Origin of the sequence: Salinivibrio sp. AR640 (genome assembly GCF_001995405.1) — a bacterium.
GTDB lineage: Bacteria > Pseudomonadota > Gammaproteobacteria > Enterobacterales > Vibrionaceae > Salinivibrio > Salinivibrio costicola.
Map to the genome: position 1 here is coordinate 43,661 of NZ_MUFD01000017.1, position 20,110 is coordinate 63,770.

Consider the following 20,110-nt stretch of genomic DNA (forward strand, 5'->3'; position numbering starts at 1 on the left):
GACTATGTGTGGAATTGTAGGCGCTGTGGCGCAGCGTGATGTGGCTGAAATTTTAGTGGAAGGCCTACGTCGTCTTGAATACCGCGGTTATGACTCTGCTGGCGTTGCGATCACGGATGACCAGGGGCAATTAACCCGCGTTCGTCGTTTGGGTAAGGTTGCTGCGCTCTCCGATGCTGTTGCAGCGTCTCATCCGACCGGGGGAACGGGGATTGCGCATACACGTTGGGCCACCCATGGAGAACCCAGCGAAGCCAATGCCCACCCACACATGTCCGGTAATGATATTGCGGTGGTCCATAATGGCATTATCGAAAACCATCAGACATTGCGTGAACAGCTGCAAGCACGTGGCTATCAATTTGATTCGCAAACCGATACCGAAGTGATCGCTCACTTAGTTGACTGGGAGATGCAACAAGGTGGTGATTTGCTGAATGCATTTCAACGCACCGTCGATCAGCTTGAAGGGGCTTACGGCACCGTAGTGATGGATAGACGCCAACCTGAACGGTTGATTGCCGCGCGCTCGGGCAGTCCATTAGTGATTGGCCTTGGGGTAGGAGAAAACTTTCTCGCCTCGGATCAGCTTGCGCTTTTGAATGTGACGCGTCGCTTTATTTACCTTGAAGAAGGGGATGTGGCTGATATCTCTCGCCGCGAGGTGACAATTTATAATCAGGAAGGCACACCGGTCGATCGCGAGGTGCATGAAGCCAGTGCTCAATACGATGCCGCCGATAAAGGCCAATATCGCCACTACATGCAAAAAGAAATCTATGAGCAACCCACGGCATTGACGAACACCATGGAAGGCCGTTTGGGCAACGACCATGTGATTGTGGATGCGATTGGCAATGGCGCCAGCGATATTTTGGCCAAAGCGCAGCACATTCAAATTATCGCCTGCGGGACCTCTTACAATGCGGGCATGGTGGCACGTTATTGGTTTGAGTCGTTGGCTGGGATTAGCTGTGATGTCGAGATTGCTTCTGAGTTTCGCTATCGCCAGTTTGTTACCCGTCCCAACAGTGTGCTCATTACCTTATCGCAATCTGGCGAAACGGCCGATACGCTAGCGGCGCTGCGCTTAGCGAAAGAGCGTGGTTATATGGCGACCATGGCCATTTGTAATGTGGCAGGTTCATCACTGGTTCGTGAGTCTGACTTAGCCTTTATGACGCGAGCAGGGACGGAAATCGGCGTTGCATCGACCAAAGCTTTTACTACCCAGCTGTCCGCGCTACTGATGCTGGTCACCGCGCTGGGTAAAATGCAAGGGCGTATCGGCCGTGATAAAGAGCGTGAGGTTGTCGATGCCTTGCACCATCTCCCCTCTAGCATTGAGCAGGCACTCACGTTTGATAAAGCGATTGAGCAGCTCGCTCAGGACTTTGCTGACAAGCATCATGCGCTCTTCCTTGGCCGTGGTGAGTATTATCCGATTGCTATTGAAGCCGCGCTCAAGCTAAAAGAAATCTCTTACATTCACGCTGAGGCCTATGCCGCTGGTGAGCTAAAGCATGGCCCATTGGCGCTGATTGATGCTGACATGCCGGTGATTGTGATCGCACCGAACAATGAGCTGTTGGAAAAGCTCAAATCAAACATTGAAGAAGTACGTGCTCGTGGTGGCCAGCTCTATGTGTTTGCCGATCAAGATGCCGGTTTTACACCGGAAGAAGGCATGAAAATTATCGCCATGCCACACGTGGATGACATCATCGCCCCGGTGTTCTACACCATCCCGATGCAGCAATTGTCGTATCATGTGGCCTTAATTAAAGGCACGGACGTTGACCAACCTCGTAACCTCGCCAAAGCGGTGACGGTGGAATAATCCTGCCTAGTAATCACCACGCTCTGACTAGGAGCGTGGTTGATCATTTATCAGTTACTTCTTCTTTGCTATAAAAATGCGATCTGCATAGGCTTTGTTGCAAAATGCAAATCATTTTGCATTCAATCTCAGGCATGGCGTCTTGAAATATAAACAGGACGTCGCGTTTATATCTAACTCTATGATTTTTAAGTCTTTATTTGATGCCTAATAACCTGGCCTACATTGTGCATACTCAGGGTATAACGACAAATATTGATAAGTTGTAGTGAGGAAGCAATGATTGATTCTAAAACCCAAGTAGCAAAACGCATCAAAGAAGCGCGTGAGTGGAAAGGCATCACTCAAGTGAAAATGGCCAAACTACTCAATGTGGCGCGTCAGACTTATTTGGATATCGAAAACGGTAAAACTGAGCCTCGCGTTCGCATGCTTTCCAATATCGCTGAATTGACTGAACGTCCATTAGTGTGGTTTGTCTATGGCGACGAAGATGTTGAGATGCATGATGTTCAATACAAGCAAGATGTGAACCGCTTGCTCGAGCATTTCTCGCGTTTACCCCATGAAGCGCGCACGGCCATTTTAAATCAAAGCGTGAATATGGCGTCGTTCCTTGTGAACTATTCAAAGGCCGCTCAACGCGCATAAGAGCACTGCCTGACCGACTAGATATGCGGGTAAGTGCTTGCTTACTGAGGTAGGCATCCGTAGCGCAGCATCACACTATCGATGTGCGCTACCATGATACGCCTACCGAGCCATGCATAATGCAGGGTTGGTGTTGTGACGGGCTTTTGTTTAATACAGCTCGGGTAGCAGAGATGAGGCATGAATCATGGTGATTTCGACCGCGCATATGGCGCAACGGATCCGTGAAGCACGGGAATTCAGTAAAATCACTCAGGTAGAGATGGCGCAGCGTTTGAATGTCGCGCGGCAAACCTATCTAGATATGGAATCGGGGAAAACCGATCCAAAAATTCTAGCGCTGGTCACGATTGCAGAGATCACCGGTCGCCCTTTTAATTGGTTCGTGCATGGTGAGTCTGATGAGCGCGACATTGCCTTCACTCATCGTGACGATTTGGCCGCCTTAACCAGCTTGCTGAGTCAGTTGCCGCAAGTTGCGCGTCAAACCGTTATGGATAACGCACTATCAATTGCTGAGTATGTCGTATCAATGACGCCCGAGCCGCGAAACGAATAAACAAAAAGCCCGATAAACGTTATCGGGCTTTTGCTTATTTGGCGTCTATGTCGCCGAGTGGGAGAGGAAAAAACGAAAGGCGGGATTCGACGTTTCATCTTTCCATTCATAGCCGAGCTCGCGTAAATGCGCGGTAAATGCCAGCAAATCCTGGTCGCCGATCTCAAAGCCACATAAAACACGTCCGTAATCTGAGCCATGGTTTCGGTAGTTAAACAGGCTAATATTCCAGTGGGTGCCCAGTGTTTGTAAAAAATGCAATAGTGCGCCTGGGTATTCAGGAAATTCGAAGCTGTACAGGCGTTCATGGAGGTGGGTTGAGGGACGCCCGCCAATCATGTAACGCACATGAACCTTGGCCATTTCATCGTCGGATAAATCTTCTACCGGATAACCTGCTTGGCGTAGATCCTTGATTATCTGATCCAACTCTTCTTGGCCTCCCAGCAACCGCACCCCGACGAAAATGTTCGCCAGGTTTTCATCCCCATATCGATAGTTAAACTCAGTCACGGCGCGATCGCCCAAAATCTGACAGAAATTGAAAAAAGCGCCAGTGTGTTCAGGGATAGTGACGGCAAGTAGGCCTTCGCGTTTTTCCCCCAGCTCAGCCCGTTCAGAGACGTAGCGTAGCGAGTGAAAGTTGGTGTTGGCACCGGATAACACCGCCGCCATTTGCTTGTCTTTTAGCTGATGTTTTTCAACATAGTGTTTTAGTCCAGCCAGTGCTAACGCGCCTGACGGCTCGGAAATAGCACGGGTGTCTTCAAAAATGTCTTGTACCGCCGCGCAAATGGCATCACTGGACACCGTGATGCTGTCATCAAGGTATTGCTGGCATAGCCGAAAGGATTCATCGCCGATGCGCTTGACTGCAACGCCATCGGCAAAGGTTCCAACCCGATCGAGGGTGACGGGAAAGCCAGCATCTAACGCCGCGCGCAGACAGGCCGAGTCTTCCGCTTCGACACCGATCACCTTGATATTAGGCATCAGTTGTTTGATAAGCACTGCGACGCCGGCAGCGATGCCTCCGCCCCCGACGGGTAAGAAGACATAATCGAGATGACCATTTTGTTGCACTAGCTCAAGACCGATAGTTCCTTGACCGGCAATCACCTGTGGGTGATCAAAGGGCGGAACAAAGGTATAGCCATGCTCATCGGCAAGCTGTTGTGCTCTGCCTTTGGCGTCATCAAAATTATTACCATATAGTACCACTTTGCCGCCAAAGCCGCGTACCGCATCGACTTTAATCGCCGGTGTTGTCCGTGGCATGACGATGGTTGCTTGCACGCCAAGCTTGCTTCCAGATAACGCCACCCCTTGTGCATGATTACCGGCAGAGGCAGCAATCACACCGGCTTGCTTTTGCGCGTCGGTTAACTGGGCCATCATATTATGCGCGCCACGCAGTTTAAATGAATGAACCGGTTGACGGTCTTCGCGTTTGAGCTGCACCTGGTTATCGAAGCGCTCAGACAAGCGTTTCATGGTTTGAAGTGGCGAGGTGATCGCCACTTCATAAACAGGCGCGCGCAAGATATCCCTAAGGTAATCAGCACCGTCCATCGGTTGTGCGGGTAAAGATTGCGCCTGTTGCATGCTTACTCCTCCAATTTACTGCGATCGCGCACCGCGCCTTTATCAGCACTGGTGGCAAGGGTGGCATAGGCTCTTAAGGCGTAAGAAACCTGACGCTGGCGATCTTTCGGTTTCCACCCTCTTGCCTGCGCCTTTTCTCGGCGTGCAGTGAGGGTGGCTTCATCTACCCGCAAGCTGATTTCACGGGTCGGGATGTCAATGTGAATGCGATCACCGTCTTCAACGAGGGCGATGGTGCCGCCGTTAGCTGCTTCGGGTGACACATGACCAATGGATAGCCCGGAAGTGCCGCCAGAAAAACGGCCATCAGTGAGCAGGGCGCACGACTTACCCAGCCCCATCGATTTTAAGTAGGTGGTGGGGTAGAGCATTTCTTGCATCCCTGGTCCACCTTTGGGTCCTTCATAGCGAATCACGACCACATCGCCGGCTTTGACTTTTCCACCGAGAATCGCTTCCACGGCGGTGTCTTGGCTTTCGAAGACCACCGCGGGCCCTTCGAAGGTCAGAATGCTCTCATCCACGCCGGCGGTTTTGACGATACAGCCATTTAAGGCGATATTACCTTGCAGCACGGCAAGGCCACCGTCTTGGCTGAATGCGTGCTCGAGGGTACGAATACAACCAGATTGACGGTCATCATCCAGAGTGTCCCAACGACAGCGTTGCGAGAAGGCTTGGGTGGTACGGATGCCCGCCGGCCCTGCTCGATAAAACGCTTTGATGTCTTCATCGTCGGTTTGCATGATGTCATAGTGCGCCAGTTGCTCTTTAAGGCTCATGCCCAGCACAGTTTGCTGGTCCATATTCAGTAAGTTGGCGCGTTGGAGTTCGCCGAGGATCCCCATCACACCACCGGCGCGGTGCACATCTTCCATGTGATACTGCTGGGTGGATGGTGCCACTTTGCAAAGATGAGGGACTTGGCGTGACATGCGATCAATATCATCCATACCAAAATCGATATCGCCTTCTTGAGAGGCGGCCAGCAAGTGCAGCACGGTATTGGTTGATCCTCCCATGGCAATGTCGAGTGCCATGGCATTTTCAAATGAGGCGCGATTTGCAATATTGCGTGGCAGGATGCTGTCGTCGTCTTGCTCGTAATAGCGCTTGGCGAGCGAAACAATCCGTTTACCGGCGTTGAGAAACAGTTGTTCACGATCTGCATGAGTGGCGAGCATGGATCCATTACCGGGTTGGCTGAGCCCCAGCGCTTCGGTTAAACAGTTCATCGAGTTGGCAGTAAACATCCCTGAGCATGAGCCACAAGTGGGGCACGCTGAGCGTTCAATTTGCTCGCTTTGCTCATCAGACACATCTGGGTTGGCCCCTTGCATCATGGCATCGACCAGATCGAGTTTAAGGATTTGATCGGAAAGCTTGGTTTTCCCCGCTTCCATCGGTCCGCCAGAGACAAAAATAACGGGCACATTTAAGCGCATGGCGGCCATTAACATGCCTGGGGTAATTTTGTCACAGTTGGAAATACAGACCATGGCATCGGCACAGTGGGCGTTGACCATGTATTCGACAGAGTCAGCGATAATCTCACGCGAGGGCAGTGAGTAGAGCATGCCGCCGTGGCCCATGGCGATGCCATCATCCACCGCGATGGTATTAAATTCTTTGGCAATCCCGCCGGCTTGTTCGATTTCTCGCGCCACCAGCTGGCCCATATCTTTGAGGTGGACGTGCCCGGGCACAAACTGGGTAAACGAGTTCACCACCGCGATGATGGGCTTGCCGAAATCATCATCTTTAACGCCGGTGGCACGCCATAGTGCGCGTGCGCCTGCCATGTTGCGACCGTGGGTGGTGGTTTTGGAACGATAGGTTGGCATATTACGACTCCTTTGCCTTATGCGCGCTGGTCGGGGTGAACGGGATCAAGCCAGCCCCATTTGTCTTCGGTAGTGCCATCAAACAGGCCAAAAAAGGCTTGCTGTAGTGAGGCGGTGATCGGGCCTCGTTGACCTTCACCCACTGTAATTTGGTCGACGCTGCGCACGGGGACGATTTCAGCTGCGGTTCCCGTCATAAACACTTCATCGGCCAGATAAAGCGCTTCACGTGCAATCGACTCTTCGCGAATCGTTAGCCCTTGTTCTTTGGCAAGTGTGATGATCGAATCGCGTGTTAGTCCAGGTAAAATTGCGCTGGTGGCCGGTGGGGTACTGATCACGCCATTTTTGACAATAAAGAGGTTCTCACCGGCTCCTTCGGACAGGTAGCCACGCACATCCAGTGCAATGCCTTCTGCGTAGCCATGACGGCGGGCTTCTCCACCCACTAATAAGGACGATAAGTAGTTGCCGCCGGCTTTTGCCGCGGTTGGAATGGTATTGGGGGCGGCACGGTTCCAGCTCGAGACCATGGCATCGACCCCTTGTGCGAGGGCGTCTTCGCCAAGGTAGCTTCCCCAGCTAAAGGCAGCGATAATGATGTCCATCTGTGTCTCTGGCGGTGGACAAACGCCGAGGCCAACATTGCCGACAAAGCCAAGCGGACGAATATAGGCGGAGCGAAGCTGGTTCACGCGCAGGGTTTCTCGGCAACCTTCCATCAGCGCATCCACGCTAAATGGGATCGGAAAACGATAAATCTTCGCCGAGTCTTTAAGGCGCTGCATGTGTTCGCGATGGCGAAATACCACGGGGCCGTTTGGGGTGTCGTAGCAACGTATCCCTTCAAAGACTGAGGTGCCATAGTGCATGGCGTGGGTGAGTACGTGCACAGTGGCATCCTGCCAAGCGATCATTTCCCCGTTAGACCAAATATAATCAGCGGTATTTGTCGACATTCTTTTCTTCCTTTTTGGTTATGCGCGTAGGGACTGTGTAGTCGAAGAGGCCATCATGACCTCTGCCACGTCCCATAGCTTAGTCAGTTGTGGCCGCAAGGTCTCGATCGCGCGTTGGCTTTCGACGGTGACATCAAAAATTACCTGTCCCGAGTCCGAAGGCATTGACATCGTAAACTGGCAGACGGTAAAACCACGATGACGGATCACGCGCAACACGCGCTCCAACAACTCAGGGCTGTGGGTGGCATGAATTGAAAATTGGTGTTGTGTCATCAGCTTTGCTCCATCATTTGTTGGTTGGCTGCCCCAGGCGGTACCAGTGGCCATACATTTTCCATTTCGTCGATGGCAACATGCAGCAAATACGGGCCCTGATGTGTCATCAAGGTGTTGAGGGCGTCCTCGACCTCGTCTTTGCGCTGGATACTGTGTCCGGGTATATCAAAGGCGCGCGCGAGGGTGAGAAAATCCGGATTGTCAGACAGGTCGGTCTCACTGTAGCGTTGATCGAAAAACAGCTGCTGCCATTGACGAACCATGCCTAAACGCTGGTTATCAAGCAGAATGATTTTAACGGCGATCCCTCGGCGTTTGAGTGTGCCCAGCTCTTGAATATTCATCATAAACGAGCCATCTCCGGTCACTAACACCACCTCATCATTGGGGCGAGCGACTTTGGCGCCCATTGCAGCCGGTAAACCAAAGCCCATAGTGCCCAGCCCTGCTGAGGTTAATAGATTCTCTGGCCGTGATGGGAGTACATGTTGCGCGACCCACATCTGGTGCTGGCCGACATCGGTCGCGACCACCGTACTGGTTGGCATACGTTGCGAAAGGTTATTCAGCAGTGCCGGCGCATAGATAGCGTCACCTGGGTGGTCATAACGCCACGTGTGCGTCGTTTGCCAGGTGGTGATTTGAGCGCGCCAATCAGGCGATGTGTCAGGGTTTTCTAGGGCGGGAAGCACGAGATTGAGTGGGGCGCAAACCGGTGCTTGTGCGCGGCGCAGTTTGTTGATTTCCGCCGCATCGATATCGATATGCACCACGTTAGCGTGGGGGGCGAATGTATCGAGCTTGCCGGTGACTCTGTCATCAAAGCGTGCGCCGATGACAATCAGCAAATCGGACGCTTGCACCGCCAAGTTAGCGGCTTTGGTGCCATGCATGCCCAACATGCCTAGATAATACGGATAGTGCGGTGCGACGGTGCCTAAGCCTTTTAAGGTACTGACCACAGGCAGTTCACTGCGCGCTAAATAATCGCGCACTGCTTGAGTGGCTTTGCCTAACACCACACCGCCGCCGAGATAGACCATAGGGCGCTGACTGGCTCGGATAAGCGCATTCGCCTGGTCGATATCTGTCTTGTTGAGTGGCGCGATATGTGGCGTGGTGATCTGGACTGTAGTCTCAGGGATCAAGCCTTGCTGTACGTCTTTGGCGATATCGACGAGCACGGGGCCCGGTCGACCAGATTGTGCCACTTCAAATGCTTGTGCGAGTGTGGGGGTGAGCTCAGCGGGATCGGTCACTAAAAAACTGTGTTTCGTGCAGGCTAACGACAAGCCCAGCACATCGATTTCTTGAAAAGCATCGGTACCGATAAGAGGGCTAGCAACCTGGCCGGTGATGGCCACAATAGGGACTGAGTCCATCATCGCATCGGCAAGCCCGGTCACGAGATTGGTGGCGCCAGGGCCTGATGTCGCAATGCATACCCCAGGACGGCCACTGGCTCGGGCATACCCGATCGCAGCCATGGCGGCGCCTTGCTCGTGGCGACAGAGGATATGTTCCACCCCACCGTCAAAAAGGGCATCGTAAACGGGCATGATGGCGCCCCCAGGATAACCAAAAACGGTATCCACCCCTTGTTGTTGTAACGCTTTTACCACCCATTGTGCACCGGTCATCGTCGCCCCTCCCCGTCTAAGCGGGGAGAGCAGGGTTGCGAATAACCTGTCTCTGCGCGCTCCATCATGATTGCTTCCGTTGTCGCGTGGCATCGCCACATGAATGAAAAAAGCCCCCGAACCTTTGGGTTGCGGGGGCTTGGTTGCGATGTTGCTGCTGTCTTTCGCGTACCTACACCCCTCGCGGAATAATGACCACGATGAGGCGAATAATGAGAACGATAGCGAAATTTAACATTTGTCTGTCTTATCTTTTATTGGGCTCATTTTATGAGCGTTTTGTTAATTATGTTTTTGTTTATGCCTGCTTGTTGCAGGTCAGTCACGGAGCCGATCTATCGCCGAGTCTCGTGTTTAATTGTTGTGTATTTGTAGTGGTATCACAGACCTCACTCGCATGACAAGAAAAAATTACTCTCAATCACAGATTAGCGCGGCAGTATAAGAGCTGGGTTTCATAGCGATGACAGTAAGCGGAGTGGGAAAATATGGCATTGGCGATAGTTCACAGTCGAGCCTGTGTCGGTGTAGAAGCGCCGAGTGTGACCGTAGAAGTACATATATCCAATGGTTTACCGGGGTTTGCACTGGTGGGCTTACCGGAAACGACGGTCAAAGAAGCCCGTGATCGGGTACGAAGTGCGATTGTGACCTCGAATTTTGAGTTCCCTTCACGCCGGATCACCGTCAACCTGGCCCCAGCCGACTTACCTAAAGAAGGGGGACGATTTGATTTACCCATTGCACTTGGGATCTTGGTGGCGTCGGGACAGTTGCCAGAAAAGCGTTTGAACGCGTTTGAGTTTTTAGGGGAACTGGCGTTGTCGGGGCAATTGCGGCCGGTTAAAGGCGCATTGCCGGCGGCGCTCGCCAGTCAAAAAGCGCAGCGAGCCCTGGTGGTACCGGATGATAATGCCAATCAAGTGGCACTGGTAGACAATGAGCGGCATGTGTCAGCGCCCGACCTGATTGCCGTGAGCCAACACCTAGCCGGCCAGCAAAGTTTATGTTTAAACGCTGTCCCTGCCGTGAATGACACGCCAGCGGTGACGCGATGCTTACGCGACATTATCGGTCAGCAACAAGGTAAGCGAGCGTTAGAAATTGCCGCCAGTGGCTCTCATAACTTACTTTTTGTGGGTCCTCCCGGTACTGGGAAAACCATGCTTGCGTCGCGTTTATGTGACTTACTGCCACCGATGAATGATGATGAAGCGTTGGCCTCAGCCGCCGTCACCTCTTTGACTCAACAACCTTTGCATGAGGGAAATTGGCGTCAGCGCCCTTTCCGTAGCCCCCACCATTCCAGCTCCATGGCAGCCTTGGTCGGAGGCGGCAGCGTACCGCGCCCTGGTGAGATTTCGCTGTCTCACCATGGGGTATTGTTTCTTGATGAAATGCCGGAGTTTGAGCGTCGCGTACTCGATGCGTTGCGCGAGCCGCTTGAGTCTGGCGAAATTGTGATTTCGCGCGCCAATGGTAAAACCCGGTTTCCGGCTCGCTTCCAACTTATCGGTGCATTAAACCCGAGTCCAACCGGTCATCACGAGGGTGAATTGGCCCGGTCTAACCCACAACAAATTCTGCGTTATTTAGCGCGTTTATCTGGCCCACTGTTAGACCGATTTGATATGTCCATTGATATTCCCGCACTGCCACGAGGCTGTCTTTCAAGTGGCGGAGAACGCGGTGAGTCAACGTCGACGGTAAAAGCGCGGGTAGCGGCTGCGCGTGAGCGTATGCTGGCACGCCAAGGAAAGGTGAATGCGTTGTTGAGTAATCAAGAAATGGAGCTGCATTGTCAGCTCGTTCAGGCTGATGCGGCGTTTTTAGAGCAGGCTTTACATCGATTGGGGTTGTCCGTTCGGGCCTATCACCGCATTATCAAGGTAGCACGTACCATTGCCGATCTTGGCGGCGACGCTCAGATCTCACGATCTCATTTAGCGGAAGCGCTGGGATATCGGGCGATGGATGGCTTATTGCGCCATCTCAACGCCCAAGTCAGCTAATTACTTTTGGGTCAGTAAAAAGTTGATCAACTGGAAGTATTCTTCCGGAGTTTCTACTGTTTTGGGTGTCACGTGATATTTGCCGTTGACGATCACCGCAGGCACACCGCGCAAGCCCGCTTTTTCGAACGATTGGTCGAAACGCTTGGCCATGGAGTTCGCGGCAAAGCTGTTGTAAGCGCTGTCAAATTCTTTGCCATCAATGCCGTTATCGACAAACATTTGGCGAACCTCCGCCAGTGATTTCGGTGGGTTTTGTACCGCATGAATGCGATCAAACATCACCGGAATAATGGTTTTTTGTGCATCGAGCACAACCGCCGCTGCGTAGGCGCGTGTTACCACACTGCCCATCTCGCCGCCCATAAAAGACACATGGTGTTTTACCACTTTCGCATTATCAGGCACTTGTTGTTTGAGCTGCTGGACCAGTGGTTCAAACTGATAACAATGTGGGCAATAGAAAGAGAAAAACTCGGTCACTGTTGGGGAATCAGTTGCCGGCGTCTCTAGCACTTGGTAATCCTCACCAGCTTTAAAGCGGCCTGGTTTAGCATCCGCTACCTCAATCGGTGTTGCAGGCTCTGCCGACTCCGTTTGCGTGGTTTCGGTTGTTGGGGTGGTGTCTGGTGATGTCTGCGTCACGCTCTCAGGCTCAGAGCACGCGGTTAGGCCTACGACCAGTAGCAAAGGCAACAGTTTTTTAAACATGATTGAATGACTCTCCGTTATCGATTGAGCGCTTACGGATACAGTGTAAGCGGTGGTGCTTCAAGGGCGGCAAGTTGTTCTTTAAAAGCGAGTACCTGACCTTCCCAGTATTTTGCATCAGCAAACCAAGGAAATGCACGAGGAAAAGCCGGATCTTGCCAGCGTTTTGCCAGCCAGGCCATGTAATGCACCATTCTCAGACCACGCAATGGCTCGATCAGTTGCAATTGGTCGGCGGGGAATTCACGAAATTCGCGATAACCCTCCGCCAAGGTGTCGAGTTGCGCGAGCTGATCGGCGCGACTGCCGTTTAAAAATAGCCATAAATCTTGCATCGCGGGACCGTTACGGGTGTCATCAAAATCGACAAATAGTGGACCGTCTCGCCACAAAATATTGCTGGGATGACAATCGCCATGGAGCCGAATCGCGGGCCACTCCGTGTGCCATCGCGCCGCGATGGCATCGATTAATCGGTCGAGATCAGAGAAGAATGTCGCTTGCAGGCTTGCTGGGATCAAGCTGGCTTCTCCTAGCTCGCGGCGTGGCTGATAAAGGTGGCTGTCGAGATCAAATTTAGCGCGAGTTTGAAAAGGCTTAGCGGCGCCCATTTGGTGGATTCGACCCAGATAACGGCCGACCGCTTCGAGCTGATCCCAATTGTCCACTTCAAAGCCGCGACCGCCCACACTGGGGAATAAGGCAAAGCGAAAGCCTGACGCGTAAAAAAGACTGGTTCCCTCTCGTTGAATCGGGGCAACGACGGGAATATCTGCGTCGGCTAGCTCGCGGCAGAAAGCATGTTCTTCATGAATTTGCGCATCGGACCAGCGAGCGGGCCGATAGAACTTGACCACATAGCGCTGGCCATCATCGGCGACAAACTGGGCCACCCGGTTTTCATAGCTGTTCAGCGCGAGTAGGCCGGATTGAGGAAAAATACCGACCGATTCAATCGCATTTAATTGAACGTCGGGAGTAAGAGCATGAAAGTCAAAGCCTATCTCGGTCATACGCCACCTGAGAATGACAAAAGAAACGTTATAGTAACAAATAAAAAGGGCGCTGCCTGCGCCCTGTTTATTTGTCGTGAATGGTTGTTGTGGTGAATTGGCCGATTACAGATCCGTGATAAAGCGGCTTTCTGCCGTTACCCTTTTTTGTTTGTCGCCTGATTCACGCTCCATCACAAAGGTGATGTCGGCAATGCGTTGTTCCATCTCGTACGTATCGACTGCCAGACTAATTGGCAGTGAGAAAACCTCACCCGCTTGTACATTAACGGTTTGTGGCCCGTGCCATGTCACCTCATCCAAACCTTTAACCGACAGCTGATATACGTCGTCTGTCTGCGTTTTATTTAAGATTTTTAAGGTGTAGGTATTTTCAACCAGTCCTTGGTTGTTAATGCGATACAGTTGATTACGGTCGCGTATCACATCCAGCTCCATCGGCATGACCGACATCGCCAGATAAATAAACATTGCAGTCACAATAACCATGACCGCCCCATAACCCACCAGTTTTGGTCGCATGACCGCGGTTTTCTTGCCTTCGAGCTTGTGCTCGGTGGTGTAGCTGATTAGGCCGCGCGCGTACCCCATGCGATCCATGGTTTCATCACACGCATCGACACAGGCACCACAGTTGATGCATTCATACTGCAAACCATCACGAATATCGATACCTGTCGGACACACTTGCACACATAGGTTGCAGTCAATACAGTCGCCTAATCCTAATGCTTTGGGATCTTTCTTACGTGGGCGAGGCCCGCGTTTTTCGCCGCGTTTGGCATCATAGCCAACGATAAAGGTGTCTTTATCAAACATTGCGGACTGAAAGCGCGCGTAGGGGCACATGTGAATACACATGATCGATCGCATCCAGCCCGCATTCCCGTAGGTACAGGCAGCAAAGAAGATCACCCAAAAGCCGACCCAAAAACTAGTATCGAACGTGACTAAATCGACCGCGAGCGATTGCACGGGAACAAAGTAACCGACAAACGTGGCGCCCGTGACCAGAGATATGAGCCACCAAGCCGCATGCTTCGCGGCTTTTCGCGCGGCCAATGCCGGCGTAAGTTTGAGCGAGTCTTGTTTTCGGCGTTTGTTGGCCGCCCCCTCCAGCTTTTCTTCAAACCAGATAAAGAGAAAGGTCCACACTGTTTGCGGGCACAAATAGCCACACCACACCCGGCCAAGAAAAGTGGTAATAAAAAAGAGGCCGAAGGCGGCGAGCATCAAAAGTGCAGCCAACAAGGTCAGGTCTTGTGGCCATAATGTGGTGCCGAAAAAATTAAACTTTTGATTGCCTATATCCAGCAAAATGGCTTGTCGGCCTTGATACGGGATCCAGGGCGTTAGCAGAAACAGCAGCATAAAGAACCAGCCCATGTAACGGCGCATTCGCTGGTAATAGCCTTTCACCGCGCGCACATAAATGCGATTACTCGGATTAAAGCGATCGCCGTTACCTTTATGGGTTTTGGGATTGTATTCTTTTGCAGTCACGTCTTTGACGTTAATTTTTTTATCGCTCATGACATTGGCTTTCCTTGGGACAGCGGGTCCATGGTGCATTGCCAGGCCCTAATTATCATTGTGCCTGTGATTGTAGCGCAGCAAACGCCGTGAATACGCTACCAGAGTCATAGTTTGCGATACAGCCACAAACTGAACGAATTCCAGCTATAACAGACGATTAGCGAGGGCCACTGACTCACTCTTTTGTTGGGGTAATGCCTCTCGCCCGTAAAATAGCGGCTTTAAAGTCGTCTTCATTGTCTTTTGCAAGGCCAGGAATAGGCGCGTTGCTATCTTCTAGTCGCATTTTGAGTTGATAGATCAAGGTGTCGTCCGATAGCGTTGTTAAGTCATCGCGATGACCGGCCTCTTGGGCAATCAGATTGAGCATGGTCATGAGCGAGTGATCGGGCGTTTGTTGCCAAGATTGGTTCAGTAGATCGAGCAACTCGTTGATACGATGGCAGTGCATGGTGGTATCCTTAATGTGGCACGTAAAAAATACCATTTTGCCCGACGGCGAGCGGTGAATACTTAGCCAAGATCAAATTCCTTTCAGGCGAGAGTTAATTTATCGGCATCACACGATTACGCCCGAGGTTTTTGGCCTTGTAGAGTTGTTGATCAGCACGGTAAATGAGATCGGCGCCAGATTCGCGAGCATGCTCGTCGTACTCTGCGACGCCCATAGACACGGTAATATGATCCAATGTTTGGCCACGACGCCGGTCTTTTATCACCATTCTATCGATAGCGGCACGTAGCGTTTCAGCGGTCCGTTTTGCGCTGTTGAGGCGTCTTTTAGGTAACAGTAGCGCAAACTCTTCGCCGCCGTAGCGGAACGCTTGTACGCCTTCTCGGCAGTAGTCGAGTAATCGCTTGGCGACCTGCTTCAAAGCGATATCGCCGAGCACGTGACCGTATGTATCGTTAAGTTGTTTAAAGTGATCGAGGTCGACGAGGACTAAAGCAAACGGCCAGGTTTGTGCGTTTTCGGTGTACGCATTGAGCTCGCGTTCAAAGGCGGCCCGATTGAGCAGGCCGGTTAAGCCATCATGGGTGGCTTGCTCGGTCATCTCTGCGAGGTTTTGTTTTAGTTGGGCAATTTCTTGCTGGGCATCACTCAGTTGGTGTTTAAAGTAGCGGGTCGATTGCGTCAGAGCTTGCGAGTCTTTCACTACATTACGGACAACGGCGATGGTTTCATCAATGGACAACCCTTCGTTTTCAACGCGAGACAGCTGTTCGAATGTTTTGTCGAGTACCGAGTGAAACGCGTCTGTGTCCTGAAGCGTGTCCGACATCGAATGACTCATCTCCGTCATCATTGACTCAAGGCTTTGCTTAAGGCTGCCAATGTTCTGGCTGTGTTTATCCGCCATGTGTTTTTGATACAAGATGTCGCTTTGAAGAGGACTGCACGTGCCATGCTCATGGACGGTGGTATCGACGTCAGCGGTGAGCTTTGGATCGGTATTGGCGACGTAGGTGTACCATAGCGCGTAGTTGGTCGGTGTCGTGGGCACCTTATATTTCATCATCAAAGGGACCGCTTTTTTGAGAAATACGGTCGATTGTTGAAATTGATCGTCTGACATGGCGGTCCTTTCTGCTAAGCAACATAGATAGGCACTTTGTTCAGTGTATACCCAAAGTGACAGGAGTGGCAGCGTAGAGGAAAAAAGCGTGAGCCTGCAGACATGGATGTCTGCAGGCTTGTGTTAGCGAAAGAACGGGTGTTAAAGAAAGAACGGGCTGGGTTGGAATAGGCGCTCAACATCCGGAATGTATTTTTTATTTACCAAGAATAACACCACATGATCATCTTGCTGGATCACGGTTTTATCGTGGGCAATCAATACTTCATCACCTCGTACAATCGCACCTATGGTCGTGCCCGGTGGTAACTTTATCTCGCCAATTGCCCGGCCAACCACTTTAGACGTTGACGCATCACCGTGCGCAATCGCTTCAATTGCTTCAGCGGCGCCGCGTCGTAATGACGACACATTGACAATATCGGCGCGGCGTACATGGGTGAGCAACGCCGAAATCGTCGCTTGTTGGGGGGAGATGGCAATATCAATCACCCCACCTTGAACCAAGTCGACATAAGCACCGCGTTGAATCAGCACCATGACTTTTTTTGCCCCTAGGCGTTTAGCGAGCATTGCCGACATAATATTGGCTTCATCTTCGTTGGTGACCGCGATAAAGACATCAATCTGCTCAATGTGCTCTTCGCTGAGTAATTCCTGGTCAGACGCATCGCCACAAAAAACGGTGGTTTCTTCTAATAGCTCAGCCAGGTGTTCAGCACGAGCTGGATTGCGCTCAATTAACTTCACGCTGTACTGGCGCTCAAGTGCCATGGCTAGGCCAGCACCAATATTCCCCCCACCCACAATCATGATGCGTTTGTAAGGCTTTTCGAGGCGCTGCAGTTCACTCATCACTGAGCGGATATGGTTGCTGGCGGCGACGAAAAAGACTTCATCATCGGCTTCGATAATGGTCGTGCCTTGGGGGCGAATCGGGCGGTCACGCCGAAAGATAGCGGCAACACGGGTATCGACATGCGGCATGTGCTCGCGCAGTGCTGAGAGCGCTTTGCCGACCAAAGGCCCGCCGTAATAGGCCTTAACGGCCACTAGGCCCACTTTTTTGTCGGCAAAGCTGACCACTTGTAACGCGCCTGGGTATTCAATTAAGCGACGAATATAATGCGTCACCAGCTCCTCTGGGGCGATAAGGTGGTCAACCGGACAGGCGTCACTGTTAAACAATTGCTCTTTTACCGCGAGATATTCAGGACTTCGGATCCGAGCAACACGATTGGGTGTGTTAAAGCGGGTAAAAGCGACCTGACAAGCGATCATGTTTGTTTCATCGGAGTTGGTTACGGCAACCAGCATATCCGCATCTTGCGCGCCAGCCTCTTGCAAGGTCGACGGATGGCTGGCAAACCCGTGTACAACACGTAAGTCGTATTTATCTTGCAGTTCGCGAAGCCGTTCTGGGGCGCGGTCAACAATGGTGATGTCATTGTTTTCTCCGACCAGATTTTCTGCCAAGGTACCGCCGACTTGGCCTGCACCCAAGATAATGATTTTCATGTTGTTGTTACTCCCTGCCTCGTTACTTGCCGGTTGGCTTTTTTAGGCATGCGTAATAGAAGCCGTCCATGTCGTGTTCTCCGGGGAGAATTTGTCGTCCTGGCTGGTCGTGGGTGCCGGTGCGCAATATTGCTGTTGGCTCGCGAGTTAAAAAGGCGCGAATTTGTGTTGCGTTTTCATCCGGTAATACCGAGCAGGTCGCGTACACCAGCGTACCGCCTGGCGCCAATTGCTGCCACATTGCGTCTAAAATCTCCGCTTGTAACGTGACCAAGGCTTGAATATCGCTATCGCGTCTTAGCCATTTAATGTCCGGATGGCGACGGATCACACCTGTGGCCGAGCAGGGCGCATCCAGCAAAATGCGATCAAATGCTGGGCCCGTGTGCCAAGCGATCGGCAAGCGAGCATCGGCGTGTTTCACCTCAGCATTAAGCCCTAAGCGCGATAGGTTCTCTTTGATCCGCGACAAGCGATTTTCATCGGCATCAATGGCAGTGACGATCGCATCAGGCTGATGTTCAAGAATATGACAGGTTTTGCCACCGGGGGCGGCACAGCAGTCGAGAATGTGCTCTGCTGAATCGGGCTGGAGGTAGTCGACAGCGAGTTGTGCGGCGGCATCTTGTACCGATACCCAACCTTGGGTAAAGCCTGGCAAACGTGTTACGTCGCACGGTGCGTCGAGCTTGATAGCGTCCAAAGCTTGGGTGTGCGGAGAACCAGCGATACCCGCCGCTTGCAGTTCAGCAAGGTAACTTGCCTGAGTATGATGCTGGCGGTTTACGCGCAACCACATGGGGGCTTTTTGATGATTCGCCGCGATAATCTCTTGCCACTGGTTAGGGTAGGCCTGTTGAAGACGCGTTAATAACCAGCTGGGATGGCAGTGTTGCCCGGCGGACTCGGCTTGACTGGCATCATCGAGCGAGGCTTGATCGCGTTGATAGTTACGCAATATCGCATTGATAAGGCCACGTAACTGCGGACGCTTGAGTGTTTTGGTCGCGTTGACCGTTTCCGCCACCGCGGCATGGGCCGGAATACGCATATAGCCGAGTTGATAGAGGCCAACGAGTAACAGGTGATGAAACACACGTTGCTTACCTTTTAATGGTTTGTCCATCAAAGCTTGCACGATATGCTCTAAACGCGGCAACCAACGTAAGGTGCCGTAGCAGATCTCTTGCAGTAACGCCGCATCCCGTGGTGCGATGTGCTGCTGCGCCAGTGGCAGTTGCTGCGAGAGGGATTGGCCTTGATCGACCACTTGATATAGAACGCGGGCAGCCGCGGCTCTTACATTCATATGTTTACCCATTAAAAGGCCAAAATGGCATCAGACGATAGCGTCGCCTGTTACATTAAAAAAGGCCAGCGTACTGGCCTTAAACGATGTTGCTACAAAACGCACCCTTTATACTAATTGGGTGCCGGTTTCAAACCACTCGCGACGCGCATTGAGCAGCTCGTGAGCCTGCATGGCTTTCTTGCCCGGTGGCTGTAGGTGTGTCAGCTGAAGAACACCTTTGCCGGTCGCAATTTGAATACCGTGTTTATCAGTGTTAATGACGGTCCCCGGCGCAGCATCAACATCAATATCGAGTGCGTTCGCGCCCCACACTTTGATATTTTGCTCACCTAAGGTGAAAAAACTCACCGGGCGAGGATTGAATGCGCGTACACAGCGTTCGATAAACGCCGCGTCTTGATGCCAATCGATATGAGCTTCTTGCTTGGTTAGCTTTTCGGCGTAATTGGCTTTGGCGTCATTTTGCGGTTCAGCCAATATAATGCCGTTGGCCATATCATTGAGGCAATCAATCAGTGCCTGTGGACCCAGCTCAGCCAAGCGCTCATACAGACTGCCACTGGTTTCTTTGTCATCAATCGGTAAGGTGGCGATTTTTAACATGTCACCGGTATCGAGCCCTTCATCCATCTGCATGATGGTGACGCCGGTTTCGTTATCGCCTGCCCAGACCGCTCGCTCAATCGGTGCGGCCCCCCGCCAACGTGGCAAAATTGAGCCATGCACATTAACGCAGCCCAACCTTGGGATCGTTAACACGGCTTTCGGCAAAATAAGTCCATAGGCGACCACCACCAGAACGTCGGCATCGAGTGCGGCTAACTCGGCCTGTGCCGTTTCGTCACGCAACGTGCGAGGCTGGTATACTGGGAGTGCATGTTCAATCGCCAGTTGTTTAACTGGGCTCGCCGTGAGCTTTTTGCCCCGTCCTGCTGGTTTATCTTCGCGGCTATAGACCGCAATGACCTCATGCTCACTGTCGAGCAAGGCTTGTAAATGGCGCGCGGCAAAGTCCGGCGTGCCCGCAAATACTATACGCAGCGGTTTGCTCAAA

At 52.1% G+C, this 20,110-nt stretch carries 17 protein-coding genes; 4 read left to right on the forward strand and 13 right to left on the reverse strand.

The genetic code is table 11. From position 1 onward, the window contains the following. Nucleotides 1-4: 4 nt before the first annotated feature. The 3 genes from glmS to BZG75_RS09910 all read left to right on the forward strand — a co-directional run bounded on the left by glmS (nt 5) and on the right by BZG75_RS09910 (nt 3,050). A complete protein-coding gene (gene glmS / locus BZG75_RS09900; RefSeq protein WP_077576856.1) occupies nt 5-1,840 on the forward strand; it encodes a glutamine--fructose-6-phosphate transaminase (isomerizing) in 1,836 nt (611 codons plus the stop codon). A gap of 279 nt (nt 1,841-2,119) precedes the next feature. Then, the gene (locus BZG75_RS09905) at nt 2,120-2,491 is read left to right on the forward strand and encodes a helix-turn-helix transcriptional regulator (RefSeq protein ID WP_021022741.1); all 372 of its coding nucleotides are present in this window, start codon (nt 2,120-2,122) and stop codon (nt 2,489-2,491) included. Between the two features lie 187 nt (nt 2,492-2,678). Beyond that, nucleotides 2,679-3,050 (forward strand): helix-turn-helix transcriptional regulator, encoded by a 372-nt coding sequence (locus BZG75_RS09910; RefSeq protein ID WP_021022740.1) that lies wholly within the window; start codon nt 2,679-2,681, stop codon nt 3,048-3,050. 45 nt (nt 3,051-3,095) lie between these two features. Here the strand turns inward: BZG75_RS09910 and ilvA are convergent, their stop codons facing one another. Genes ilvA through ilvG form a run of 5 tightly spaced genes read right to left on the reverse strand, consistent with a single transcriptional unit; the run spans nt 3,096 to nt 9,377 of the window. Then, nucleotides 3,096-4,655, reverse strand: coding sequence for a threonine ammonia-lyase, biosynthetic (gene ilvA / locus BZG75_RS09915; RefSeq protein ID WP_077576857.1), 1,560 nt, complete (start codon nt 4,653-4,655; stop codon nt 3,096-3,098). 2 nt (nt 4,656-4,657) lie between these two features. Further along, nucleotides 4,658-6,499: a dihydroxy-acid dehydratase gene (gene ilvD, locus BZG75_RS09920; RefSeq protein WP_077576858.1), complete on the reverse strand. Its 1,842-nt coding sequence runs from the start codon at nt 6,497-6,499 to the stop codon at nt 4,658-4,660. Between the two features lie 17 nt (nt 6,500-6,516). Beyond that, on the reverse strand, nt 6,517-7,458 hold the full coding sequence (ilvE, locus tag BZG75_RS09925) for a branched-chain-amino-acid transaminase (RefSeq protein WP_021022737.1): 942 nt from the start codon (nt 7,456-7,458) through the stop codon (nt 6,517-6,519). An 18-nt stretch (nt 7,459-7,476) separates the two neighbouring features. Then, nucleotides 7,477-7,734 carry an acetolactate synthase 2 small subunit gene (ilvM, locus tag BZG75_RS09930; RefSeq protein WP_021022736.1) on the reverse strand — a complete coding sequence of 86 codons (258 nt, stop codon included), beginning with the start codon at nt 7,732-7,734 and terminating at the stop codon, nt 7,477-7,479. Next, complete coding sequence (gene ilvG / locus BZG75_RS09935) at nt 7,734-9,377, reverse strand: acetolactate synthase 2 catalytic subunit (RefSeq protein WP_077576859.1); 1,644 nt, start codon at nt 9,375-9,377, stop codon at nt 7,734-7,736. Before ilvG ends, ilvM begins: the two co-directional genes overlap by 1 nt. A 488-nt stretch (nt 9,378-9,865) precedes the next feature. Between ilvG and BZG75_RS09940 the strand changes: the two genes are divergently transcribed. Beyond that, nucleotides 9,866-11,389 carry a YifB family Mg chelatase-like AAA ATPase gene (locus BZG75_RS09940; protein ID WP_077576860.1) on the forward strand — a complete coding sequence of 508 codons (1,524 nt, stop codon included), beginning with the start codon at nt 9,866-9,868 and terminating at the stop codon, nt 11,387-11,389. On the opposite strand, the gene BZG75_RS09945 is transcribed toward BZG75_RS09940, so the two are convergent. From BZG75_RS09945 to fmt, 8 genes are all read right to left on the reverse strand, one after another. Further along, nucleotides 11,390-12,100 carry a thiol:disulfide interchange protein DsbA/DsbL gene (locus tag BZG75_RS09945; protein ID WP_077576861.1) on the reverse strand — a complete coding sequence of 237 codons (711 nt, stop codon included), beginning with the start codon at nt 12,098-12,100 and terminating at the stop codon, nt 11,390-11,392. A gap of 32 nt (nt 12,101-12,132) precedes the next feature. Beyond that, nucleotides 12,133-13,113 carry a serine/threonine protein kinase gene (locus tag BZG75_RS09950; protein ID WP_021022732.1) on the reverse strand — a complete coding sequence of 327 codons (981 nt, stop codon included), beginning with the start codon at nt 13,111-13,113 and terminating at the stop codon, nt 12,133-12,135. A 105-nt stretch (nt 13,114-13,218) separates the two neighbouring features. Continuing rightward, nucleotides 13,219-14,646, reverse strand: coding sequence for a cytochrome c oxidase accessory protein CcoG (gene ccoG, locus BZG75_RS09955; RefSeq protein ID WP_077576862.1), 1,428 nt, complete (start codon nt 14,644-14,646; stop codon nt 13,219-13,221). A gap of 178 nt (nt 14,647-14,824) precedes the next feature. Next, entirely contained in the window at nt 14,825-15,100 is a 276-nt protein-coding gene (locus BZG75_RS09960) for a YihD family protein (protein WP_077576863.1), read from the reverse strand. A 94-nt stretch (nt 15,101-15,194) separates the two neighbouring features. Then, nucleotides 15,195-16,226, reverse strand: coding sequence for a diguanylate cyclase domain-containing protein (locus BZG75_RS09965; RefSeq protein WP_077576864.1), 1,032 nt, complete (start codon nt 16,224-16,226; stop codon nt 15,195-15,197). Between the two features lie 141 nt (nt 16,227-16,367). After that, nucleotides 16,368-17,744: a Trk system potassium transporter TrkA gene (gene trkA, locus BZG75_RS09970; RefSeq protein WP_077576865.1), complete on the reverse strand. Its 1,377-nt coding sequence runs from the start codon at nt 17,742-17,744 to the stop codon at nt 16,368-16,370. Between the two features lie 22 nt (nt 17,745-17,766). Next, nucleotides 17,767-19,053 (reverse strand): 16S rRNA (cytosine(967)-C(5))-methyltransferase RsmB, encoded by a 1,287-nt coding sequence (rsmB, locus tag BZG75_RS09975; protein WP_077576866.1) that lies wholly within the window; start codon nt 19,051-19,053, stop codon nt 17,767-17,769. Nucleotides 19,054-19,161: 108 nt separating this feature from the next. Continuing rightward, the gene (gene fmt, locus BZG75_RS09980) at nt 19,162-20,109 is read right to left on the reverse strand and encodes a methionyl-tRNA formyltransferase (RefSeq protein WP_021022726.1); all 948 of its coding nucleotides are present in this window, start codon (nt 20,107-20,109) and stop codon (nt 19,162-19,164) included. Nucleotide 20,110 lies beyond the last annotated feature (1 nt).